This is a genomic window from Sediminibacter sp. Hel_I_10, from assembly GCF_000688335.1.
Taxonomy (GTDB): Bacteria; Bacteroidota; Bacteroidia; order Flavobacteriales; family Flavobacteriaceae; genus Psychroserpens.
This window is the reverse complement of sequence record NZ_JHZX01000001.1, coordinates 2,681,693-2,704,455: the sequence shown is the minus strand read 5'-3', so window position 1 is coordinate 2,704,455 and position 22,763 is coordinate 2,681,693. Positions and strand designations below refer to the sequence as shown.

The following is a 22,763-nucleotide window of genomic DNA, read 5'->3' as shown; positions in this document are numbered from 1 at the left end:
TGAAGATGCAACGTTTTGATAACTGAAATTCATATTAAGTTTCAGGGATTAATTACGACCAACCCATCATTAAGAGATTACTCGCTTTTTTAAAGCATATGGAGAAGTATCTAGACATCATACAAAAGGCCTATTCTGGTTATTGGAACTACCTCAAGCAAGAGCTCATTTCCATCAACCATTGGGATAATTATTTTTATGGTCTCGTGATTCTGTCTTTACTCGTTTGGACTTTGGAAATCCTATTTCCGTGGAGAAAAAACCAATCCTTATTTCGAAAGGATTTTTGGTTGGATACCTTTTATATGTTCTTCAACTTTTTTCTTTTGAACCTTTTGGTGCTTATTGCACTCTCCAACACCGTTGCCGAACTTTTTAATGATGCACTAAGTATCATCGGACTGAAAATTTCGAGCTTTCAGCTCTTTGATGTTGATGATATGCCGCGTTGGCTTGGACTCTTTATCTTTTTTATCATCAGTGATTTTGTGCAATGGAACACTCATAGATTACTGCATCGGGTGCCTTTTCTATGGAATTTTCACAAAGTGCACCACTCAGTCAAAGAAATGGGGTTTGCCGCACATTTACGGTACCATTGGATGGAACCTATTGTTTACAAGTCGTTACTTTACATTCCTATTGCCATTATTGGCGGTTTTGATGCTCAAGATGTCGCCTTTGTGCATTTCTTTGCCATTGCTATTGGGCACCTCAACCATGCCAATCTCGGTTGGGATTATGGGATTTTGAAATACGTGTTCAACAATCCGAAGATGCATATTTGGCATCATGCCAAAGCCTTACCCAAACACACCGCTTACGGTGTTAATTATGGCATTACTTTAAGTCTTTGGGACTATCTCTTTAAAACCGACCATGTGCCCGCTAATGGACGTGATATTGAATTAGGCTTTGAAGATGATGACCATTTTCCGAAGACTTTTTTACAGCAAAGCATCTATCCATTAAAAACTAAAAAGACCGAACTATCGTAAATAGTTAAAATGAACATACTTATGACATCTATTTATAAATTAAGTACCGTCTTCATGATAGGGTTAGCTTTGACGAGCTGTAGCCTTTTGACCGCGGCAGGTATTACAAGCCAAGGACAGCCCACCAAAGAAGTTGATGGAGCATTGAGTGAAACTCTTACAGAAAGTGCCGTAACTATAGACCATAGCGATTGGGATAAATTACTAAAAGCACATGTGAATACCGAGGGTTTTGTAGATTACAAAAGCTTTCAAAACGATAGAAAGCAGTTGGATGCTTATTTACAGAAGCTCGGTGAATTAGAACCAGATACAAATTGGAGTGTTCAAGAGTTATTGGCCTATTACATCAATCTTTATAATGCGGCAACCGTTCAGCTTATTTTAGACAACTACCCAACAAAAAGCATAAAAGATATTGATAAGGCTTTTACTAAGGCATTTATTACCATAGGCAACAGAACCCTTTCTCTTGGAGGTATTGAAAATGGCGTGCTTCGGAAAATGGAAGAACCCAGAATACATTTTGCCATCAATTGCGCCTCGTATTCTTGTCCGAAGTTGCTAGCAGAGGCCTATACCGCTTCAAAAATTGATGCACAATTAGAGAAAGCGACGCTTGGTTTTATCAACGGAGACAAAAATGAGATTACAAAGACCAGCCCGAAGTTATCCAAGATTTTCGACTGGTACAGTTCTGATTTTAAGGTTGACGGCAAAAAAGATCTCATTGCTTTTATTAATCAGTACAGCAATGTTGAAATAAATCCTGAAACAAATTATACCTTTAAATCTTACGATTGGAGCTTGAACGACCAACATTAAAAAACGCTTTGAGTATTGCCCATTACTGCTTTTAGAGATGAATCGTGGATTTAACTGACGTTATGAATCATCGCATGTCTATCATAATCCCCATTTTGAATGAGGCCGAGCATATCGGTAAGCTTATTAATGAGCTGTTACTGCATTCTAAAGCGGAACATGTGCTTGAAATTATAGTTGTAGATGGCGGAAGTCAAGATGGCTCCCAAGCTATTGTGCAACAGCTTTCTTTGGAAAAAAGCAACACTCAAATTAAACTGATCACCTCAGAAAAAGGAAGAGCCAAACAATTGAACAACGGTGCTTCAGAAGCTTCTGGCAGTATCCTTTATTTTCTGCACGCCGACTCATCATTTCCGCCTCAAAATTTTGATGCCCTTATCATTTCCGAAGTAAAAAAAGGAAATCTTGCAGGCTGTTTTAGAATGCGATTTGATAGTGACCATTGGTGGTTGCGTTTGGTCAGTTGGCTTACTCAATTTTCTTGCCGTGCTTGCCGTGGTGGTGACCAAAGTCAATTTATAACTCGAGAACTTTTTGAGGATATTGGTGGTTATGATGAAAGTTACCTCATCTACGAAGACAACATCTTGATCAACGCACTTTATGCCAGAAAGCAATATACCGTCATCAACAAAACACTAACCACCTCAGCACGGCTATACCATGAGCACGGTGTTTGGAACGTACAATATCGTTTTTTAAGAATTTACATTAAAAGATGGTTTGGTGCCTCGGCTGATGAGCTCTGCTCTTATTACAAAAAGCACCTTTGTTGATCAACTCTTATTTCGTCCCATTTCATCTGGATACAAATCGGTAACCGGATCGCTTTGAAATACCATTTTATCATCAATGTCTATAGCAGACAACCGGCCCGTAAATGCGGCACCGGTATCTATATTCCACACGTTTAGAGCATTCATCGGGATGGTCTCTTTGAAATTGAGCGTGGGTGTATGGCCAATATAAATTTCATCATAATGCCTTACCCTATTTGGATAATTCACATCAGTAGACTGTATCATTCTATCGGCTGCCAACGCCATCTCCCATAGGGTTCTATCAAAGTAAAAGGTTTCGGGATGGGTCTCGTTTGTGACACCGTGCATAGAGGTAAATCCGGCATGAAGAAACAAGCGGTTTTGGTCATCAATATGGTATAACGGCATGGTCTCAAAAAACTCCAAATGTTGCATTTTTTCAATCGCTGTAATGGCGCTATAACTTTCTATAGTTCCTTCGCCACCGTGTGCCAACCAAACCCCATCTGCACGCCCTGTTTTTAGCCAATTCTCACACCAAACATCATGATTTCCCTTAATGAAGATACAGTCTTGATTTTTGGACAACTCCAATAAAAATTGCACCACTTGAGCAGATTGGCTCCAGCCATCTACATAATCGCCTAAAAATAGCAAAGTATCGTTTTTGGTCAATTTGGTTCTACCCAATAGTTGCACCAAAGCTTTTAGCCCGCCATGAATATCTCCTATTACTAATGTTCTCATAAATATTGCGTTTATCAAATCTATAATTATAAAATACAAAAATCATTTTGGCAATGTTATGATTATTTTAAAATTTAGGTGTCCATTTAGAGTAACTGGGAAAAATTAAAGTGGACGACGCCTATTTTATCAAAACCTCTTTCTCTAATTAACGGGGTTCTGTTTTACTATATAAGGACCTGATCACACTTTCAACAGGCTTATTTTGAGGTGTAAACTGATTGTCTTTTGTGCCGCCACTTTTATCATGGGCATGAAACCATTTCCAAACAAATCCGCCAGCAAACCAATCCTCCTTCCAAAATACATTAAACATCGCTTGGGTGGCATGAGACTGACCTTCGAGGTTTAAAGTAGAAATGTTATGGTCGCTTTCCCATGGTCTTTGACCAGTATAGTCCATACTGCGGTAACCATACTCTGTAAAAAGAATAGGCTTTTTATAATCTTCGGAAATGGTCTTCAACAGGATTTTATGGGGCTGCCAGCCTTTCTCACAATCTTCAACCGTAGGTGTTTTCATCTCACTTACAGGAAAATAGGCATCTACTCCAATATAATCTAGATCTTGCCAAAATGGAGTTCGTTTATATTCGTCCCAATTGGCAGCATAGGTTAATTTTCCGGAGTACACCTTTTTAATTTCTAAAATGAGCTGATGCCAGTATTCTGGTCGTGCTTGTGTAAAATTCTCCAACTCGGTACCAATACAAAAGATTTCGGCCTTGGTCTCTTGCGCCAGTTGCGCATATTCCATAATAAAATTAGAGTATGACGCTTCCAAGGTGGCCCAATCTGCTTCATTATCCATCTTAATACGCCCTGTAAACTCGCCACGCCAGACCCATATTTGTGGCTTGATCATAATCTTGATGTTTGCGCGTTTCAATTGCTCAATATATTGTTTGGCTCCAACCCTAGTTTCGCCAAACCATTGCCTTTCGGTATTGTAAACAATTTCGGGATGCTTCAATTCCTTAATAAATCCAAACGGCATGATGGCGGCATAATTGGCCCCTAAATTGACCACGGGATCAATATGCACACTGTCAATTTGATCTCTCGACGCTACAAAACTAACGCCATTGATTTTATCAGGTTGAGATTGGCAACACTGCAAGATGCCGCAAAGGATAATGTATTTTAAAAGTTTCATCGAACGAGAGCCATTGTTTTCCCGAAAATAAGACATAAAGCGAAACGAGCGTATGCAAAGCTCTAATAAATCACAGTCCCAACTATGGTTTACGTTTGTTCAAACTCCAATCATAGGGATAGTATGTGATTGTAGATGTTGAAGCAATTTTTTCTGTTCTAAAACGGTTGATGAAATCTAGCTCATTTCCGTCTTGCAAAAAAATCGGACTAGTACCATTTAAAAATTTCAGAAAGTTGCACCTGCCCTTTTCCTGTTCTCACAAACTCTGGATGACTTAGAGCCGCTACGATTTGTTTTTGCAATTGGGCATCTATCATACTTGGGAAAAAGCGCTATTGATTAATGGCGGACAACCAACAACTCCACATACCAATACAAAATGAATTCGCTCATCATCCACTTTTCCTTCGGAAACATTAGCCTTCAAGAAGCTATCGGCTTTGTCAAAAAAGGCTTGGGTACTTTGACCAAAACTAAAATTTAGACCAAAAGCAAAGAATAGAAGGGTGAAATAACGTGTCATGCTAGAGTTGTATTACTATGTAACCACAATACACGGTAAGTCGAAAATCAATACTTTTCTTATAGCTACCACGAAAACTACCGTTCACATTTCCGAAGTGAAACCCAAAAACGCAATTCAATTTATAACCAATATAAATTAACTGCTCCAGTAAAGTTATTACCTTTAGTTGCGACATAATTGAAAGACGCAGATATTATAAATGGAACATATAGTTATCATAGGTAACGGCATCTCAGGAGTGACGCTTGCCAGACACATTAGAAAAGGCTCTGACAAAAAAATCACGATCATTTCTTCTGAAACCGATCATTTTTTCTCCCGAACCGCCCTGATGTACATTTACATGGGCCATATGACTTACGAACATACAAAACCTTATGAAGATTGGTTTTGGAAAAAAAACCGTATTGAACTGCTTAAGGCGCACGTCACTAAAATAGATACGAGCAACAACTCCCTCAAATTAGACCATGGCGGCAATTTAAGTTATGACAAATTAGTGATTGCTACAGGCAGTAGCCCTAATCATTATGGTTGGCCAGGTCAAGATTTAGACGGCGTGCAGGGGCTTTACAGTAAACAAGATCTAGATACTCTAGAAGCAAACGCTCCCAATAATACAGTTTGCAAACGCGCTGTGATTGTTGGCGGCGGACTCATTGGCATTGAACTGGCCGAAATGCTGAACTCTCGAAATATTCCCGTGACCTTCTTAGTTAGGGAATCTAGTTTTTGGAACGGCGTATTGCCCGAAGGAGAGAGCCAAATGATCAATAGACATATCAAGAGCCATCACATTGACCTTAGGCTTTCCAGCAGTCTCAAAGAAATTAAATCAGACGAAAATGGTAAGGTCAAATCCATCATTATCGAAGAGACTGGCGAGGAAATAGCCTGTGATTTGGTAGGATTAACAGCCGGCGTATCGCCAAATATAAATTTTATAAAAGACTCTAACATTTCCACAAAAAAAGGCGTTTTGGTCAACCGCTATCTTGAAACCAATGTCCCAAACGTTTATGCCATTGGCGACTGCGCCGAGCAACATGAGGCCATTGGCCAACGCCGCCCAGTTGAGGCCGTTTGGTACACAGGGAGAATGATGGGAGAAACCTTGGCACAGACCATTTGCGGCAACAGAATGGCCTATAATCCCGGGCACTGGTTTAATAGCGCTAAATTTTTAGATATCGAATACCAAACCTACGGCTGGGTGTTTGGCAAAAAAGGAAGACCTGATTACGAAGCTCATTTTCATTGGAAACACGAAGATGACACCAGATGCATCACCGTGGCTTACCACAAAGACAGCCATGAGTTTTTAGGCATCAACACCTTTGGGATACGCATGCGCCATGAGGTGTTTGACCAATGGCTTACAGAGAAAAGGGAAGTAGATTATGTAATGCAACATTTAAAAACGGCCAATTTTGATCCTGAATTTTATAGCCGCTACGAGCATACCATCCTCTCGGCTTACACGAAACAATTACAAAACGTTTAAATTTTACAAGATTTCATCGGTTTATGATGCAGCACAATAAAAACACCAAACCCTTGAGATCTCAATCAAATAATAAAAAATGAATCCACCTAATCCAAGCATGTCGCTTACCAAGCCAGAGGCTTTTGATCTTTCTAATAAACAAAAGATAGCAACCGCTATTGGCGTTATTGGACTCCTGATTTTAGTCTTAGCGGCTTTTAATATTAATTTTCCCAATAGAGCCGTGGTCTTGACCGTCTCTTTGGTGATGATTTCTGGTGGTATCATATTATTCGCAAATGATCTGTATCTGGGCAAGCATGCCGGCATCAAAAATGACGGCGTGATGTTCAAATCCATTTCCTCTCGGGGTTTGTGGGCTTGGGTCACAGGCATTGCCTTAACCAGTTTCTATCTCATTCTCTATTTTAAAGCAGCATGGTTAGGGCTTGGTACCGATGGTGCTGCAAATACTGGAGTAATAGCACTCTTTGACCCCTTGAGCTATCTATTAAATGGCGGACAGGCGAGCCAATGGTTTGTTTACGGCACATTATACACCATTGCCATACTCTTTTTAGGGTATAAATTTTTACTCAAATACCGTCACAATAGATATGAGCGCTTACGCACCTTTTCTGTGATGTTCTTTCAGTTGGCATTTGCATTTTTAATTCCGGAGTTTATGGCACGATTAAATTCTGAATCGTTTAGTTTACCCTATTACGATTTAAAGAACATCTGGCCACTTAACTACTACAACTTTGAGCAATATAGGGTCAATTCTATGATAGAGGCTGGAGATATTGGTCTGGCCTTACTGCTTTTTGGCGTCGCTTCAATTTTTATCATCACCCCAATTTTAACCTACAAATACGGAAAGCGTTGGTACTGCTCCTGGGTTTGTGGCTGCGGTGGCTTAGCAGAGACTGCCGGTGATTCGTTTAGACACTTGAGCAACAAAAAACAGTACGCATGGAACATAGAACGATGGGTGGTACATAGCGTCGTTGTTTTTGTAACCTTAATGACCACAGCTGTCATTTATTCTTATTTAGGTGAAGACAGCAGTAAATATTGGCTTACAAAATCGACGTTTTTAATTGGTGTGGCCTCATTACTCACTCTGGTATTTGCGCTTGTAATGATTTTTAAGAGACAGCAATTGGCCAAGGATGCCAAATATGGCGCGATAGGTTATTTTGTGATTGTTATGGCACTCATTGGATTGCATTATACTAACGGGGCTAACTTATTTTTAATTAAAGCCGAAACCTTACGTACATCCTACGGCTTCTTGATTGGTTCCATCTTCTCAGGCGTTATAGGCACTGGATTTTATCCTATTTTCGGCAATAGGGTTTGGTGTCGTTTTGGTTGCCCAATGGCCGCCATATTAGGATTTCAACAACGCTTATTTTCAAAATTTAGAATTACTACAAACGGCGGACAATGTATCTCCTGTGGAAATTGCTCCACCTACTGCGAAATGGGGATTGATGTGCGTGCTTATGCACAAAAAGGAGAAAATATTGTACGCTCGAGCTGTGTGGGCTGTGGGATTTGTTCTGCAGTTTGCCCTAGAGGTGTTTTAAAATTAGAGAATGATCATATGAAAGGTCGCATCAATAGCAACGACATCTTGTTAGGTAATGATGTAGACTTGATGGCCTTAATCAACGAAAAATAAAATCTTCTTTTTTCAAAATGGAATATGCAACAAGTTGCTAAATAGCATCTATACTCAAAAAGAAAAAACCAATCTTTGCACCATCATATTTTGAAAAGATTATAGATGGCAAGCTTGAGAGCTCTCCATCTAGTAAAAGACCTGTAATGAGCAACATTAAAGTCATTATTCCCGCTTATAATGAGGCCGATTCTATTGGCCTTGTTATTAGAGACATTCCCAAACTGGTTAGTGAGGTTATTGTGGTAAGCAATAATTCTACAGATGCTACTGAAATTAACGCAAAAACTGCTGGCGCCACTGTTTTAAAAGAACCCCGTCCTGGTTATGGGCATGCCTGCTTAAAAGGCATGAGTTACATTGCTACTTTACCAAAACAACAACAGCCCGATATTATCGTGTTTTTAGATGGCGATTATTCTGATTATTCTGAAGAGCTCACCAAAATCATAGATCCTATTTTAAATGAGAATCTCGATTTTGTTGTTGGAGCGAGAGTGAAGGAGTTAAGAGAAAAAGGCGCAATGACGATTCCTCAAATTTTTGGAAATTGGTTAGCTACCTCATTAATGTCCCTGTTTTTTAATGCGAAATTTTCAGATTTAGGTCCGTTTCGAGCCATAAAATACAGCAAACTACTGAGCCTCAACATGGAAGACAAAACCTATGGCTGGACGGTAGAAATGCAACTTAAAGTCTTACGGCAAAGAATGACCTATACTGAAATCCCTGTAAATTATAGAAATAGAATAGGCATCTCAAAAGTTTCAGGAACCGTAAAAGGTGCTATATTTGCAGGCGTAAAAATCCTGCTTTGGATTTTTAAATATAGTTTTAAAAAATGATTATCGAAACGACAATTATTGTCATTTACACCATTGCTATTGTGCTGATTTTCATGTACTCTCTAGCACAGCTCAACTTACTCTCAAATTACCTGTCTTCAAAAAAAACCAATAAACCCTGCGTCACTTTTGATTTTTCTAAACCAGAAGAAGTGCCTTATGTGACCATCCAATTACCCGTTTTTAACGAAATGTATGTGATGGAGCGTTTGCTAGACAACATTGCACTTTTAGACTATCCTCAAAACCGGCTAGAAATTCAAGTGCTGGATGACAGTACAGATGAGACCGTAGCTACCACAAGAGCACACGTTGCCCAGCTTCAAAAAACGGGGCTTGACATTACGCATATTACTAGAACAGATAGAAGCGGCTATAAAGCTGGCGCTCTCAAAGAAGGCCTTAAAATTGCCAAAGGTGAATATATTGCTATTTTTGATGCCGATTTTCTTCCGAAGAAAAACTGGTTAAAACGTACCATTCCCTACTTTAAGGACGAAAAAATTGGTGTGGTTCAAACCCGTTGGGGACATATCAATAGAAATTATTCTTTACTTACAAAAATTCAAGCCTTTGCTCTTGATGCCCATTTTACCTTAGAGCAGGTTGGCCGAAATAGCAAGGGACACTTTATCAACTTTAATGGCACCGCTGGGGTATGGCGTAAAACCTGTATTCTTGATGCCGGAAACTGGGAAGGCGATACTTTAACCGAAGATCTTGATCTTAGCTACAGAGCACAACTTAAAAACTGGAAATTTAAATATCTTGAAGATGTAGAGACTCCAGCAGAATTACCAGTTGTGATTAGTGCTGCGCGATCTCAACAATTTAGATGGAACAAAGGAGGTGCTGAGAATTTTAGAAAAATGCTTTGGCGCGTCGTCAAATCTGATAACATTTCCTTTAAAACCAAAGTGCATGGCTTATTGCACTTGTTGAACAGTACCATGTTTTTAAACGTATTTATTGTTGCCGTATTGAGCATCCCAATGCTTTATATCAAAAACGAATATGAGCATTTACGCTTTTACTTTTACTTCATGAGTTTCTTTGTGTTGAGTACCATGATTTTCTTTGTATGCTATTGGTTTATGTACAAGCAAATCTATGGGAGCGGATTTAAAAAATTCTTTAGCTATATCGGGATGTTCTTTACCTTTTTCTCGATCGCTATGGGGTTTTCGTTACACAATTCTATAGCCGTTCTTGAGGGCCATGCTGGTAAACGCAGTGAGTTTGTGCGTACGCCTAAGTTTAACATTAGCAGTATTAAAGACACCTGGAAAGGCAATAAATACCTTAGAAAAACCCTGTCGCTCAACGTGATTGTAGAAGGCTTTTTAATGCTGTATTTTGCTTTTGGTTTGTACAGTGCTTTTGTTGTAGGTGATCAAGGTGGTGATTTTGGATTGTTCCCATTTCACCTGATGCTCTTTTTAGGTTTTGGTTATGTATTCTTCAAATCGATAAGCTCTAAAATGTAATGCCGTTTTGGAAACTTCATAAGGTTCCACTGCTATTCACATTAATTAGTATTGCCTTTTATTGGAGTTTCGCTTATGATTTAGAACGAACTGACTCCCCTAAATTGATCTCTCTTTACGTTGGTCTGTGGGTGTTTTTTTTAGCACTCCTTAAATACGCCAAAGCACATACCAAGCTCTTGGCTGTAATTGCCTTTGTATTTAGAGCCGTTTTTATTTTGGCCATTCCCAATCTTTCTCAAGATTTTTATCGTTTTATATGGGATGGACGTATGATTTTAGAGGGTCTTAATCCCTATCTCTACACTCCGGAATCCTTTTTCTCTGCTGCCGAATATCCAGTGCGTCAAGCTCAAGAACTCTATTCTGGAATGGGAGCACTTAACGCTAGCCATTATACCAACTATCCTCCTATTAAGCAGTTATGCTTTAGCATTGCCGCGCTCTTCTCTAGTCAAAGTATTTTAGGATCTGTCATGGTTTTTAGAGTGCTTATTATTGCTGCCGATTTTGGTGTGTTTTTCTTTGGAACAAAACTCTTGAAAGCCCTAAAGCTTCCAATCTATAACATCTTTTGGTATCTTCTAAACCCATTTATTATCATTGAATTAACGGGCAATCTGCATTTTGAAGGGATCATGATTTTCTTTTTAATATGGAGTCTTTACCTTTTGCACCTTGGCAAATGGCAATGGGCTGCGGTTATTTTCGGAGTATCGGTTTCTGTTAAGTTGGTTCCCTTATTGTTTTTACCATTGTTATTCAATTACTTTTCTTCTAAGTTTTCTAATGAAGAAAAAGACTGGTCCCTAAAACGTATTGATTTTAAAACACTCCTATCATTTTACGCCATTGTAGGGATTACTATCGTAATGCTATTTATGCCATTTTTTTCTTCGGAATTTTTTACAAATTATGCTGAAACCGTTGGGCTTTGGTTCAATACTTTTGAGTTTAATGCCAGTATGTACTATCTGGCTAGAGCCATTGGCTATCAATTTAGAGGATGGAATGAAATTGCCATTATTGGAAAGGTATTGCCTGTATGTATTTTAGCCGTGGTTTTAGGATTCTCTCTATTTCGAAAACATATAGACACAAAGCGCTTGATCATCTCCATGCTTTTTGCTTTTACAGCCTATCTGTTTTTAAGCACTACCGTGCATCCTTGGTATTTGGCAACCCTCGTGTTATTAGGCATCTTTACAGAGTATAAATTTGCACTGGTCTGGAGCTTTGTAATCATTTTGAGCTATCTGTCTTACCTTAATTTAAACAGTGCCGATAAGTCTGAAAACCTTTGGATCACCGCTCTAGAATATAGTGTGGTTTACGGTGTATTGCTCTGGGAGTTGATTTCCAAAGGTAAAAGAAACCCAACTACAGCTGCGCTATAGAATGCTTTTGAAACGCAACAGCAGGATCTAAGAGCATTATCAACAACTGCAAAATTTACTTCAACATCACATTTCCGCATAAAAAAAAGCCAACTTCAACAAGTTGGCTTTATGATATATCTAAACGTTATGAGCCTATAGGCTTTTAACAGCGAGAATGGTTATAATTTCTTTCTCATCATCAAAGCCATCTTCATCTTTGAAGGTTTTGATCTCTGTTTTATAAGTCACCTCAAAGTCTTTTCCTAAAAGAGCATCAGAATCAAAATCAAAACTATCGGCCACTTTAGGATCGATCTTATGGAAAGTCATGGTATATTCAGAACCATCATCATACTCCCCAATAAAGTTGTAACCGTAGTCTTCATGACCGTCATAAAACCCAGTAAACGTGTTTGTTTCCTGTAAGTTCTGTAATGCAGTTAAACTGAAGAAACTCACTAATAATAACCCTTTAAATACAATTGATTTCATAGTAATAGAACTTAATTAAATGTTGTTTTTATTTAATTTTCTGTCTTAAGACAGTTCTATCGGAAGTTTACCACATCAAGTCCGAAAGTTCTTTTAGTCACATCATTTTGAATGATGAACAAGTGGTAGGTTCTGCTTTCCTCTTTCTGAAGTTTCTACTGTAAGTTAATTAGTGATTTTATGTATTTAATCTTCGTCTTCCTCGATGTCTTCAGCTTCAGGATCTAATTCTGGATCTTGTACTGCTTCTGGATCATCGTTATCAAACTCTTCATAATCATCTTCGTCATAATTCTCCATGGTGACCTCTAACTTGGTACTCACCTTTACAAGGTATTTTGTATCTGCAGTTGTCACTTCTACGGCCTCAACAGTTTCGTTATTAGCGTTCTTGAAGGTGATGATATTATCGTCATCATATCCATCTGGGTAGCGTTCTACCAATAAGGATAGGATTTCTGGTGTCAATTTTTTAAAATCAACAATAACTCGTTTTAGATGGTTGTCTTTTGGTTTCATAATCGATACTATTTGCGATTCAAATATATTATTTATTCTCTAACACGAATCACGTTATACACATCTTTTCTACGATCTTTTAAATTTTTAACGGCGCCAAAAGAATGCAATTCTCTTAATAAGCTCAAATCAACATCAGCCACTAAGATCATCTCGGTATTTGTTGTGGCTTCGGCCTTAATGCCATTACTTGGAAATGAGAAATCACAAGGTGTAAACACCGCCGATTGCGCGTATTGAATATCCATGTTATTCACGTTTGGAAGATTCCCTACACTCCCAGCAATGGCCACGTAACATTCGTTTTCTACCGCTCTAGCTTGTGCACACAAACGCACTCTTGAATAGCCGTTTTGAGTATCGGTTAAAAATGGAACAAACAAGATATCCATGCCCTCATCACTTAACAATCTCGATAACTCTGGAAATTCAGAATCATAGCAAATTAAAATTCCAATTTTACCACAGTCGGTTTCAAAAGTTTTCAATTCGCTACCGCGTTGCATCCCCCAAACCTTAGCTTCATCTGGCGTAACGTGTATTTTCTCATAACGCTCCAAACTTCCGTCACGTCTGCATAAATACCCCACATTATAAAGCTTATCGCCTACGAGCTCAGGCATACTTCCCGAAATGATATTGATATTGTAAGAAATAGACAGTTGCTGAAGTCGCTCTACAATCACCGAGGTGTATTTAGCTAACTCACGTATAGCATCTGGCTCATGCATGTGATTGTACTTGGCCATCAATGGCGCATTGAAAAACTCCGGAAACAGGGCAAAATCTGATCGGTATGCAGAGACACTATCTACAAAATACTCCACTTGCTCCATAAGGTCTTCTAAACCATTGTAGGTACGCATTTGCCATTGGATCAACCCGAGTCTTACTACCGTTTTAATAGAGCTGGCCTTGATGCTTTTTTTAGTGTAATAAATATTATCCCACTCCATCAACACCGCATATTCATTTGATGCGGTATCACCTTCTAGGTAACCTTTGATAATTCGTAACGGGTGAAAATCGTTGGAAATCTGGAAATTTAATACTGGATCATAAATTTCTTTATGCTTTACTTTCTCGATGTATTGTTTTGGCGTAAAATCACTTTGATATTTATGGTAATTCGGCATTCGACCACCAAAGACAATCCCTTTTAAATTGAGATTTTCACACAGTTCTTTACGATAATCATACAAACGTCTGCCCAATCGCAATCCACGATATTCTGGTTTGATAAACACATCAATACCATAAAGAATATCGCCTTTGGGATCGTGATTTTTAAACTTATCCCCTTCTATAATATCGGCATAGGTATGGTTATCGTCAATTTTTTTATAATCTACTATTAACGACAGCGCGCAGCCTGCAATGTTTCCATCAATCTTTATGACCACTTGACCTTCTGGGAAAATCGTAGTTAATCTTTCGATATGCTGTTTTGTCCAAAAGGAATTCATAATGCCACCATAAGACTCTAATGTGGCCGATTTTAAACCCTCAAAATCATCGATCGTGAGGTATTTTAATTCTATATTTTCTATTTTCTGTTCTTCCATGCTATAATATAAACAATTTACACAAAGTTAGCTAGCACTGTGCTTCGCTAAGATGGTACTCACACTAATTTAATAAATAAGGGGTTTAACTGAAAAGGGATGAGAGATTTCGGCTATCTCATAACCGAAACTTCTCATCTCCTAATATTATCAATCCTACTGAACGTTTGATCTTGATCAGATAGATCTTGTAGTTGTTACTTTTCCGAAGCATCTCTTAACGTATCGCAGCTTCGTTTGCAACATGAATTACATATCTAACAGATAAGCAAAAATAAGCGGCGCTACAATGGTAGCATCACTTTCAATAATAAATTTTGGCGTATCGATATCTAACTTGCCCCAAGTAATTTTTTCATTAGGCACAGCACCCGAATACGACCCATAAGAGGTTGTAGAATCACTGATTTGGCAGAAATAGCTCCAAAATGGTGTATCTGTACGCTCCATATCTTGATAGAGCATTGGTACCACGCAAATTGGGAAATCTCCTGCAATACCACCTCCTATTTGAAAAAAGCCAATACCCTTTTCTGAATTATCGGTGTACCAGTCTGCTAAAAAGGTCATGTATTCAATACCAGATTTCATGGTGCTTGCCTTTAACTCGCCCTTAAGCACATAACTTGCAAAAATATTACCCATGGTGCTATCTTCCCAACCTGGGCAAACGATAGGCAGATTTTTTTCTGCAGCGGCATACATCCAAGAATCTTTGATATCAATTTCATAATGCTCTTCTAAAACACCCGAAAGCAACAATTTATACATGTATTCATGCGGTAAATAACGCTCTCCTTTAGCCTCTGCATCTTTCCAAATTTTGACAATGTGCTCTTGTATTCTTCTAAATGCTTCTTCCTCTGGAATGCAGGTATCTGTGACACGATTTAGTCCTTTTTCGAGTAAATCCCATTCATCTTTTGGGGTTAGATCCCGGTAATTTGGGACACGCTTATAATGGGAGTGTGCCACAAGGTTCATGATATCTTCTTCTAGATTGGCACCTGTACAAGAAACGATCTGTACTTTATCTTGACGGATCATTTCGGCAAAAATCTTACCAAGTTCTGCAGTACTCATGGCGCCTGCCAGAGACACCAACATTTTGTTGCCTGCTTCTAGCTGCGCTTCGTAACCCTTTGCTGCATCGACCAAAGCCGCTGCATTAAAATGTAAATAATATTTTTCTATAAATTGTGAAATCTGTCCTTTACTCATTGTCTTCTTCGTCATTAAATTTTGAAATACGGTTGGTACCGTTTTTAGAATCGTTAAAATTACTTTGGAAATCGTCGCCCGCGTCGTCATTCATAAACTTATAGGTCAACATCTTGTAATACAATTTTGCAGCAAGAAAATCTGATGACTTATCATTTTCATTTGGGCAAAGCTCCATAATGTCAAAACCAACGACGTTTTTCTCTTCAAAAACCGTACGTAAGAAATCTAAAAGTTCATACCATAACAATCCGCCCGGTTCTGGTGTTCCAGTTGATGGCATAATAGAAGGATCTAGCGCATCTAAATCAAGAGTGATATACACATTCTCTGTCATTTGATCTACTGCCGCATCCATCCAAACATCATCTAACGCCATTTCATGGGCAAAAAAGGTTTTTTCCTCATCCATCACGGTCGTTTCCATAACATCCATGCTGCGAATCCCTACTTGAATCAAGTTGGTAGTTTGACTCGCTTCATAAAGCGCACAAGCATGATTGCAAGAACTGCCTTGGTAAGACTTTCTTAAATCGGCATGGGCATCAATTTGCAATACGGTCAAGTTATCAAAACATTCATTAAAAGCTCTGATAGATCCTATAGATACCGAATGTTCTCCACCAATTGCGGTTACAAATTTATTACGCATGATGTATTTTTTGGTGATTTTATGCACCGCTTCTACCATACGCTCTGGTGAGCTGTTCTCTGTAATTGGATCTGCCAAAAAGACGCCTTGTTTATACACCTCGGTTTTGGTCTCAATATCGTATTGCTCCATATTCTCAGAAGCTGCTAAAAAAGCAGCTGGGCCTTTATCTGCGCCCTTTTGCCAAGTACTTGTACCGTCATAAGGTACGGGGATTAATACAATTTTAGAGGTGTCTAATTTTGAAAATTGCTCCTCAATGCCTGCGTACGTTTTACTATTCATGATAACCTAAAATTTTGAGTAAGTCTTCACTTTTTTGTTGTTCGGAAAATAATTCTGTGGTGATGTTGCCATCCTCATCTTTATTAATTAAAATATGCTTTGGAGACGGTATCAAACAATGTTGTAATCCGCCAAAACCGCCAATGGTTTCTTGATAAGCTCCAGTGTTGAAAAACCCAATATACAAAGGTTTTTCCTTATTATATTTTGGTAAATAAATAGCGTTCATGTGCTGTTCACTATTGTAATAATCATCACTATCGCAGGTTAGTCCGCCAAGAAGTACCCGCTCATAACTATCATACCATCTATTAATGGGTAACATGATAAAACGTTTGTTAATGGCCCAGGTATCTGGTAAGGTGGTAATGAACGATGAGTTGATCATGTTCCACTTCTCACGGTCATTTTGTTGTTTTTGATATAGGATCTCATAAATGGCACCGCCACTCTCTCCGACTGTAAAACTACCAAATTCTGTAAATATATGGGGTACAGCCACTTCCTCTTGCTCACAAACCGTCTTGATTTGGTGTACGATTTCATCTACCATATAAGCGTAGTCAAACTCGTAAGCCAAAGAGTTTTTAATTGGAAAGCCACCACCAATATTAAGACTGTCTAGTGACGGACAAATTTTCTTAAGGCCTGTATATACCTTAAGACATTTCGCCAACTCGTTCCAGTAATATGCATTATCCCTAATACCAGTATTGATAAAAAAGTGGAGCATTTTCAGTTTCACTTTCTTATTATTCTGAATTTGATTTTTGTAGAAAGGAACGATATTCTTATAACCAATTCCTAATCTCGAGGTATAAAACTCAAATTTCGGTTCTTCTTCGGAAGCGATCCTGATCCCAATATTAAATTTTCCTTTGATAGCTTCTGAAAGCAATTCGATTTCCTCGTAATTATCAATTATCGGAATGGCATTTTTATGTCCATTATTGATAAGTCTGGCTATATTGGTAACGTACTGCGCACGCTTAAAGCCATTACTAATCACATAAGTATCGTCGGTAATTTTACCATCGGCCTTTAGTTTTTCTACAATATCAATATCAAAAGCAGACGAGGTTTCTATATGAATGTCATTGGTAAGCGCCTCATCCAACACGTGTTTAAAATGTGAGCTCTTTGTACAATAACAGTAGTTGTATTTACCCTTATACTTATTATTCTTTATGGCATCTGCAAACCATTTTTTGGCGCGTTTGATATTGCTGGATATCTGCGGAATATAGGTAAACTTAAGAGGTGTCCCGTAAGTTTCGACAAGGTTCATGAGGTCAATATCATGAAACTCTAAGGTCTTATTCTTTATTGTGAATTCATCCTGAGGAAAGTCAAAGGTTTGACTGATCAGATCTATGTATTTTGTGTTCATTAAGTTGTTTTAAAATTTAAAGATACGAACCGAAAAAAGTTTTCGGCATTAAGTTAACATTAAATCCTAAAATCAAACCTGTATTTGGGGATAAGTTGTTGGCCTAAACCCAAACAAATGTTGGCTCTTGGCAATTAAGCAGATGGAAGATAGTTTTAAAATGCGGTTGCTTAGCCTGTAAGCCACCCTTGAATATAACTTCCTATTATCCAAAGGCCCGAAGTTGGAAAAAACGTTCAATTATAAACCTAAATATGAAACAAATGAACTATAAAAAATTGAAAACGACGTGTTTTTTTTTTATTTTTTTTGAACGTTATGACCATATTTATTGTTGAAGCACATTTATTGTTTCAAAATCGAATACTAAACACCACCTGTGCCATGGCCTTGACGGTATCAAGATCGATTTCTTTATCTTCATATTGAGGATTATAAGACACTAATTTGATGGACTTTGCATTGTTTTTAGATATTTGAACTTGATGCAGGACAACTTGCTCTGATCCTGAAATATCCACACTTATCAAGTAGGTTTCTCCCCAGAAAATTTCAGAAGGCCATTGACTAATTTTTTTATACGTCACAATATCTCCTGCTTTTAACATAGGATACATGGTATTGGTGGTGAGATACACAGCTGCATCGCACTTAGAGCTACTGGGTATGGAAAGCATGGTTTCTGGCAAAACCTTTTCAGGACTAGCCAAAAGCTCTTCCAAAGTATGGTCTTGATTAAGCCGAAACAATGGAATCTCAGTCCCTTTATAGCCCTTAACGTTATAATGTGAAGACGGTTCGTTAAGTTCTATAACCTCTGATGCCATGATACCATTTCCGGTAATTAACCATTGGGCGTCTACGTTTGGGAATTTAGTCAATATATTTTCTATTGCTGAAGAATTTAGGGGGCGCTCTTTAGCCTTACCCTTAAAACTACCGTAAGACATCCCAATAATAGTACAAAAGTCTTCGTAAGATATGCCATTGGACTTCGCTACGAATAAAGCCCGCTCTTTAATATTTTTTAATTTTTCGGTCATAATAACCACTTATTAGTCATTTTATTTGCTATATTGACAAACAATTGCTTTTTAAATGTACATAAAATATTTAGTGAACCACTTGTTTTATTAACAGTCCTTTTTAATCCAAACCTTATGTCTAAGATCACACTAACGAGGCTACACCACAACAATTCATATTGTATTGCCATAGGTTTTGCATACCATCATCATTTTATTTCGATCTTGAAAAAGATGTCTATTGCCAGATGGAGCAATAGCAAAAAGACCTGGTACATGAACAACACGGTGAGCAATATTGATCTCCTACTCAAAACTTTTAAAGACATCGCTCAAATAGACACCAATTTATTGGTTAATACATTACCAATATCCATAAAACCTCCCACCGTTAAACGAACTCGCCAATTAACGACAACCCAACGCACTTTACTCAACACGTTTTACAAATACCTCAAAGGCAAGCGCTATAGTGACAGTACGATTACTACATATACCACTTATGTAGCCGATTTTCTAGAGTTTCATTCTGAAAAGTCAATTGAAACCTTAAGCAATCGTGATGTTGAACTTTTTATAGAGTCGGTTTTTATGGAGCGTAACTACAGCATAAGCACACAGCGTCAATTTGTAAGTGCCCTAAAATTATTCACGGTTTTTGAACCCGCTACACAAATTGAAAGTTTAGAATTGGTTAGGCCAAAAAAATCAAGATTGTTGCCTAGTGTTCTTTCGCAAGGTGAAATTTTAAGATTATTACAGCGCACTACAAATTTAAAGCATCGCGCGATTATAGCTTTAATCTACTCTTGCGGACTTAGGATTAGTGAACTGCTGCACTTAAAGCTAGAGGACTTAGACATTGAACGAAGACAGGTTCTTATCAAGAACAGTAAAGGCAGGAAGGATCGATATGTTGGCTTGGCCGAGAGTTTTCTTCCGCTTTTGAACAATTATATTATGAGTTACAGGCCTACTCAGCTTTTTGCAGAAGGTACCAACAATGGTCCTTATAGCCCTGAAAGCATCAGGTCTTTTTTAAAGCGCAACTGTAAATTAGCGGGAATCAACAAGCGGGTAACCCCGCACACCTTACGTCACAGCTATGCGACGCATTTATTGGAAAACGGGGTTGACATAAGATATATACAAACCCTATTGGGACACTCGCGACCAGAAACCACAATGATCTACACGCATGTTCAGCGTCAAGACTTGATGAACATAAGTAATCCGTTGGATGTTGCGGTACAGCAATATAAGGCTGTTGCTAAACCAAGACCAAATGTTGGTTTATCCCGTAATTTTAGCGTATAAACTGTTATATTTGATGAGATATAACTAGTTGTAAACAATTATGAGAAAACTAATACTACTAATATTTTTGTTCGCTTTTACTAATGTTTTCTGTCAAACAGAAAATTTAAATATTCACGAAATTTCTGAAAAATTATGTGGAGATTGGATTTTAAAGGAAATGAAGTCAGAAGGAGAAATTATGGGAATCGATTTAAGACTTGAAGTACATTTTTTTAAAGACCAAAGTTTGGAAATGGTTACTAATGGTAACAAAGAAAAAGTAACATGGAAAGTTATTAATGACGGAACTGATTTTATAATTGTTACTAAAAATAACGAAAAATCTAAATTAATCTCAATCGATAATAAAGCATTTGTAATATCTAAAGATTATCAATTAGAACTAAATAGCGAAGAACAAGAAAGTATTATTTATTATTTTGAGAGGAAAGAATAAACTGTTTACAACAAAGTACTGTGGTAAAAAACAAGTAAAATTCCATTAATTTCTCACTAGCTTACTCTTATATTCTTGATCAAATATCAAACCTGATTTAGCTATAGCAAATGCTTGTTTCAACAGCTTATTGCATACCGCTATTAGCGCAAGTTTTTTGCTCTTTCCCTTAGCGACGATTCGCTCATATAAATCACGACAAGCTTTATTGTATTGACAAGCGTTAAAACTGCACATAAATAATAAATTTCTAAGTTTCTGGTTTCCTATTTTACTTATTCGTGGCCTCCCTTTTACACTGCTTCCACTTTGCCGTATCACTGGCGTTAAACCTGCGTAACTGCATAACTCACCTGCACTTGTAAAACGATCAAATCCACCTGTTAAAACCACTAGCGTAATGGCTGTTTTAGGACCTATACCAGGTATGGTTTTTAATCGCGTTAACAAATCTTGATGAACCTCTTTTACCAAAACTAATAACTTGTCCTCTAATAGTTTTATCTCTCTCTGGAGCTGTCTTAAACTACGTTTTAAAGACGTCAACACGACCTTACTAGGATTGCCCAATACAGACTCACCATGTAATTTGTTTTTAAGCATAGTGCTCTGTTTTGTATAAACAGAAAGAGCTCTAGTGATTTGAAGACATTCTATTTCATTCTTAGAGTTGCCTTTCCAAAGCTTTAAGTCCACCTGCTCTGCATAAGAACAAATAAGTTTTGAATCGCTCTTGTCGGTCTTAATTTTTGATAAGCCCATCTGAATAAAACGTTTAACAGATAATGGATTCTCTACAGATACTTTTATACCTGATTCTAATAAATGGTACGCTAACTGATAATGATAATAACCCGTAGCTTCCATTACACAATGACTAGTGTTATTTAAGAGTTTTGTAAACTTCTCAAAGCCCAATCCATTGTTTCTAAACTGATAATAATTACCATCAGAATCTGTAACATCGAATACTAACGCACTAATGTCAATACCAAAATATTTAATATCTTTATTCATAAGAAAATGTTTTTTGAAAGGACAATCTACGCGAGTTTCAACGACTTGAAAGCGAGGTCTAAAAGCCTCATAGAACTGTACGAAATCTGTGTAGAAAAGAGAGGGGGTTTTCAATGTTGACGAGATCTAGGTCTCTGCGTGTATATTAACCTTATTCCTCTCTTTTGTCTTTTCTGTTTTATACTTAAATTTAGTGAATTGTAAACTTAAGTCGTGTAAACTTAATTGCTAGTTATAGTCTACTTACGAAAGTCCTTTAGGACTTTCTATTTGTGATATATTTGCTAGTCTCAGTGCTTAAACCACGCAACTAAGCTTACACAATTACGTTGCCATTCATTGGCGGAACGCACTCAAAACTGAAACAAAAATTGAACGAAAAATGAAAAAATTTTATTTTATATATTTCATAATCATTGCCAGTATTGCACTTATGATTTATAATATTTCTGAACTTGATTTTAATAATTTAAAAAAAGGCCCTTTTGCGGGAATTGTTTCAAATGTGCTTTTGATTTTAGCAATGTTAATTACAATTAGAGATATAAAGAAAAAAGAAAATAAATAATCGGAATTTGAGCAAGTTTGAAAACAGAAATGAATACAAAACGAAAAATAAGTTTAAAATGAAAGAAAGCATATTTATTAAAAATGTCAAAAAACTAAATACTGTTGGCGAATTGAAAAAGTTACTTGAAAAATATTCTGATGAAACAGAATTAGTAGCAGAAACAGAAAATGCAACGACTGAATTATATATTGGAATAACGAATCCTATTGGAGATAGAGATACTGAGGAAATAGAAATTTTAATATTTGGAGGAAACAGAACTGAATAAAAATAAATAGAACTGAGAAAAACAACGAAATGGCAACACCGTATATAATTTATTGCTAGTTTCTTGCCTATTTACGAAAGTCCTCGCGGACTTTCT

The 22,763-nt window shown here is 37.5% G+C and carries 23 protein-coding genes; 12 read left to right on the top strand and 11 right to left on the bottom strand.

What is annotated here, in order from left to right:
- Window positions 1–98: 98 nt before the first annotated feature.
- The 3 genes from P176_RS0112190 to P176_RS0112180 all read left to right on the top strand — a co-directional run bounded on the left by P176_RS0112190 (window position 99) and on the right by P176_RS0112180 (window position 2,602).
- Window positions 99–998 (top strand): sterol desaturase family protein, encoded by a 900-nt coding sequence (locus P176_RS0112190; RefSeq protein WP_026754964.1) that lies wholly within the window; start codon window positions 99–101, stop codon window positions 996–998.
- A 21-nt stretch (window positions 999–1,019) separates the two neighbouring features.
- Entirely contained in the window at window positions 1,020–1,823 is an 804-nt protein-coding gene (locus P176_RS0112185; RefSeq protein WP_026754963.1) for a DUF547 domain-containing protein, read from the top strand.
- A gap of 74 nt (window positions 1,824–1,897) precedes the next feature.
- A complete protein-coding gene (locus P176_RS0112180) occupies window positions 1,898–2,602 on the top strand; it encodes a TIGR04283 family arsenosugar biosynthesis glycosyltransferase (RefSeq protein WP_231481246.1) in 705 nt (234 codons plus the stop codon).
- On the opposite strand, the gene P176_RS0112175 is transcribed toward P176_RS0112180, so the two are convergent.
- The 3 genes from P176_RS0112175 to P176_RS20045 form a co-directional block, all read right to left on the bottom strand.
- Window positions 2,603–3,334 carry a metallophosphoesterase family protein gene (locus P176_RS0112175; RefSeq protein ID WP_026754961.1) on the bottom strand — a complete coding sequence of 244 codons (732 nt, stop codon included), beginning with the start codon at window positions 3,332–3,334 and terminating at the stop codon, window positions 2,603–2,605. It lies immediately after the preceding gene.
- A 148-nt stretch (window positions 3,335–3,482) separates the two neighbouring features.
- On the bottom strand, window positions 3,483–4,490 hold the full coding sequence (locus P176_RS0112170) for a glycoside hydrolase TIM-barrel-like domain-containing protein (protein WP_026754960.1): 1,008 nt from the start codon (window positions 4,488–4,490) through the stop codon (window positions 3,483–3,485).
- Between the two features lie 316 nt (window positions 4,491–4,806).
- Window positions 4,807–5,016 carry a DUF547 domain-containing protein gene (locus P176_RS20045; protein ID WP_026754959.1) on the bottom strand — a complete coding sequence of 70 codons (210 nt, stop codon included), beginning with the start codon at window positions 5,014–5,016 and terminating at the stop codon, window positions 4,807–4,809.
- A gap of 202 nt (window positions 5,017–5,218) precedes the next feature.
- Here P176_RS20045 and P176_RS0112150 point away from each other — a divergent pair, with 202 nt between their 5' ends.
- The 5 genes from P176_RS0112150 (at window position 5,219) to P176_RS0112125 (ending at window position 11,924) form a co-directional block, all read left to right on the top strand.
- Complete coding sequence (locus P176_RS0112150; protein WP_026754958.1) at window positions 5,219–6,523, top strand: NAD(P)/FAD-dependent oxidoreductase; 1,305 nt, start codon at window positions 5,219–5,221, stop codon at window positions 6,521–6,523.
- A gap of 79 nt (window positions 6,524–6,602) precedes the next feature.
- A complete protein-coding gene (locus P176_RS0112145; protein WP_026754957.1) occupies window positions 6,603–8,195 on the top strand; it encodes a 4Fe-4S dicluster domain-containing protein in 1,593 nt (530 codons plus the stop codon).
- 146 nt (window positions 8,196–8,341) lie between these two features.
- On the top strand, window positions 8,342–9,040 hold the full coding sequence (locus P176_RS0112135) for a glycosyltransferase family 2 protein (protein WP_026754956.1): 699 nt from the start codon (window positions 8,342–8,344) through the stop codon (window positions 9,038–9,040).
- Window positions 9,037–10,527, top strand: coding sequence for a cellulose synthase family protein (locus tag P176_RS0112130; RefSeq protein WP_026754955.1), 1,491 nt, complete (start codon window positions 9,037–9,039; stop codon window positions 10,525–10,527). The genes P176_RS0112135 and P176_RS0112130 overlap by 4 nt, the downstream gene beginning before the upstream one ends.
- Entirely contained in the window at window positions 10,527–11,924 is a 1,398-nt protein-coding gene (locus tag P176_RS0112125; protein WP_026754954.1) for a glycosyltransferase 87 family protein, read from the top strand. Before P176_RS0112130 ends, P176_RS0112125 begins: the two co-directional genes overlap by 1 nt.
- A gap of 135 nt (window positions 11,925–12,059) precedes the next feature.
- Here P176_RS0112125 and P176_RS0112120 read toward each other — a convergent pair whose 3' ends face one another.
- From P176_RS0112120 to P176_RS0112090, 7 genes are all read right to left on the bottom strand, one after another.
- Complete coding sequence (locus P176_RS0112120) at window positions 12,060–12,398, bottom strand: hypothetical protein (protein WP_026754953.1); 339 nt, start codon at window positions 12,396–12,398, stop codon at window positions 12,060–12,062.
- A gap of 186 nt (window positions 12,399–12,584) precedes the next feature.
- Window positions 12,585–12,917: a hypothetical protein gene (locus P176_RS0112115; RefSeq protein WP_026754952.1), complete on the bottom strand. Its 333-nt coding sequence runs from the start codon at window positions 12,915–12,917 to the stop codon at window positions 12,585–12,587.
- A 32-nt stretch (window positions 12,918–12,949) separates the two neighbouring features.
- Window positions 12,950–14,482: a bifunctional GNAT family N-acetyltransferase/carbon-nitrogen hydrolase family protein gene (locus P176_RS0112110; protein ID WP_026754951.1), complete on the bottom strand. Its 1,533-nt coding sequence runs from the start codon at window positions 14,480–14,482 to the stop codon at window positions 12,950–12,952.
- 249 nt (window positions 14,483–14,731) lie between these two features.
- Complete coding sequence (locus tag P176_RS0112105; RefSeq protein ID WP_026754950.1) at window positions 14,732–15,703, bottom strand: deoxyhypusine synthase family protein; 972 nt, start codon at window positions 15,701–15,703, stop codon at window positions 14,732–14,734.
- Window positions 15,696–16,640 (bottom strand): agmatinase, encoded by a 945-nt coding sequence (gene speB, locus P176_RS0112100; RefSeq protein ID WP_026754949.1) that lies wholly within the window; start codon window positions 16,638–16,640, stop codon window positions 15,696–15,698. The genes P176_RS0112105 and speB overlap by 8 nt, the downstream gene beginning before the upstream one ends.
- Entirely contained in the window at window positions 16,633–18,030 is a 1,398-nt protein-coding gene (locus P176_RS0112095; protein WP_026754948.1) for a decarboxylase, read from the bottom strand. The genes speB and P176_RS0112095 overlap by 8 nt, the downstream gene beginning before the upstream one ends.
- Window positions 18,031–18,383: 353 nt before the next feature.
- A complete protein-coding gene (locus P176_RS0112090) occupies window positions 18,384–19,073 on the bottom strand; it encodes a S24 family peptidase (protein WP_026754947.1) in 690 nt (229 codons plus the stop codon).
- A gap of 117 nt (window positions 19,074–19,190) precedes the next feature.
- On the opposite strand from P176_RS0112090, the gene xerA reads away from it, so the two are divergent.
- Together xerA and P176_RS0112080 are read left to right on the top strand one after the other, a co-directional pair.
- A complete protein-coding gene (gene xerA / locus P176_RS0112085) occupies window positions 19,191–20,372 on the top strand; it encodes a site-specific tyrosine recombinase/integron integrase (RefSeq protein ID WP_026754946.1) in 1,182 nt (393 codons plus the stop codon).
- 40 nt (window positions 20,373–20,412) lie between these two features.
- Window positions 20,413–20,811: a hypothetical protein gene (locus P176_RS0112080; RefSeq protein ID WP_026754945.1), complete on the top strand. Its 399-nt coding sequence runs from the start codon at window positions 20,413–20,415 to the stop codon at window positions 20,809–20,811.
- 45 nt (window positions 20,812–20,856) lie between these two features.
- Here the strand turns inward: P176_RS0112080 and P176_RS0112075 are convergent, their stop codons facing one another.
- Window positions 20,857–21,828 (bottom strand): IS110 family transposase, encoded by a 972-nt coding sequence (locus tag P176_RS0112075; protein ID WP_026752976.1) that lies wholly within the window; start codon window positions 21,826–21,828, stop codon window positions 20,857–20,859.
- Window positions 21,829–22,210: 382 nt separating this feature from the next.
- Here P176_RS0112075 and P176_RS19420 point away from each other — a divergent pair, with 382 nt between their 5' ends.
- Both P176_RS19420 and P176_RS0112065 read left to right on the top strand, forming a co-directional pair.
- The gene (locus tag P176_RS19420) at window positions 22,211–22,396 is read left to right on the top strand and encodes a hypothetical protein (RefSeq protein ID WP_037348923.1); all 186 of its coding nucleotides are present in this window, start codon (window positions 22,211–22,213) and stop codon (window positions 22,394–22,396) included.
- A gap of 58 nt (window positions 22,397–22,454) precedes the next feature.
- On the top strand, window positions 22,455–22,667 hold the full coding sequence (locus tag P176_RS0112065) for a hypothetical protein (protein ID WP_037348922.1): 213 nt from the start codon (window positions 22,455–22,457) through the stop codon (window positions 22,665–22,667).
- Window positions 22,668–22,763 lie beyond the last annotated feature (96 nt).

Bases quoted from the DNA above. Each gene is read 5' to 3' on its own strand.
- P176_RS0112080 (WP_026754945.1), top strand. From the start codon at position 20,413: ATGAGAAAACTAATACTACTAATATTTTTGTTCGCTTTTACTAATGTT.
- xerA (WP_026754946.1), top strand. From the start codon at position 19,191: ATGTCTAAGATCACACTAACGAGGCTACACCACAACAATTCATATTGT.
- P176_RS0112110 (WP_026754951.1), bottom strand. From the start codon at position 14,482: ATGGAAGAACAGAAAATAGAAAATATAGAATTAAAATACCTCACGATC.
- P176_RS19420 (WP_037348923.1), top strand. From the start codon at position 22,211: ATGAAAAAATTTTATTTTATATATTTCATAATCATTGCCAGTATTGCA.
- P176_RS0112145 (WP_026754957.1), top strand. From the start codon at position 6,603: ATGAATCCACCTAATCCAAGCATGTCGCTTACCAAGCCAGAGGCTTTT.
- speB (WP_026754949.1), bottom strand. From the start codon at position 16,640: ATGAATAGTAAAACGTACGCAGGCATTGAGGAGCAATTTTCAAAATTA.
- P176_RS0112105 (WP_026754950.1), bottom strand. From the start codon at position 15,703: ATGAGTAAAGGACAGATTTCACAATTTATAGAAAAATATTATTTACAT.
- P176_RS0112120 (WP_026754953.1), bottom strand. From the start codon at position 12,398: ATGAAATCAATTGTATTTAAAGGGTTATTATTAGTGAGTTTCTTCAGT.
- P176_RS0112095 (WP_026754948.1), bottom strand. From the start codon at position 18,030: ATGAACACAAAATACATAGATCTGATCAGTCAAACCTTTGACTTTCCT.
- P176_RS20045 (WP_026754959.1), bottom strand. From the start codon at position 5,016: ATGACACGTTATTTCACCCTTCTATTCTTTGCTTTTGGTCTAAATTTT.
- P176_RS0112075 (WP_026752976.1), bottom strand. From the start codon at position 21,828: ATGAATAAAGATATTAAATATTTTGGTATTGACATTAGTGCGTTAGTA.
- P176_RS0112180 (WP_231481246.1), top strand. From the start codon at position 1,898: ATGTCTATCATAATCCCCATTTTGAATGAGGCCGAGCATATCGGTAAG.
- P176_RS0112090 (WP_026754947.1), bottom strand. From the start codon at position 19,073: ATGACCGAAAAATTAAAAAATATTAAAGAGCGGGCTTTATTCGTAGCG.
- P176_RS0112170 (WP_026754960.1), bottom strand. From the start codon at position 4,490: ATGAAACTTTTAAAATACATTATCCTTTGCGGCATCTTGCAGTGTTGC.
- P176_RS0112175 (WP_026754961.1), bottom strand. From the start codon at position 3,334: ATGAGAACATTAGTAATAGGAGATATTCATGGCGGGCTAAAAGCTTTG.
- P176_RS0112115 (WP_026754952.1), bottom strand. From the start codon at position 12,917: ATGAAACCAAAAGACAACCATCTAAAACGAGTTATTGTTGATTTTAAA.
- P176_RS0112135 (WP_026754956.1), top strand. From the start codon at position 8,342: ATGAGCAACATTAAAGTCATTATTCCCGCTTATAATGAGGCCGATTCT.
- P176_RS0112150 (WP_026754958.1), top strand. From the start codon at position 5,219: ATGGAACATATAGTTATCATAGGTAACGGCATCTCAGGAGTGACGCTT.
- P176_RS0112065 (WP_037348922.1), top strand. From the start codon at position 22,455: ATGAAAGAAAGCATATTTATTAAAAATGTCAAAAAACTAAATACTGTT.
- P176_RS0112125 (WP_026754954.1), top strand. From the start codon at position 10,527: ATGCCGTTTTGGAAACTTCATAAGGTTCCACTGCTATTCACATTAATT.
- P176_RS0112130 (WP_026754955.1), top strand. From the start codon at position 9,037: ATGATTATCGAAACGACAATTATTGTCATTTACACCATTGCTATTGTG.
- P176_RS0112190 (WP_026754964.1), top strand. From the start codon at position 99: ATGGAGAAGTATCTAGACATCATACAAAAGGCCTATTCTGGTTATTGG.
- P176_RS0112185 (WP_026754963.1), top strand. From the start codon at position 1,020: ATGACATCTATTTATAAATTAAGTACCGTCTTCATGATAGGGTTAGCT.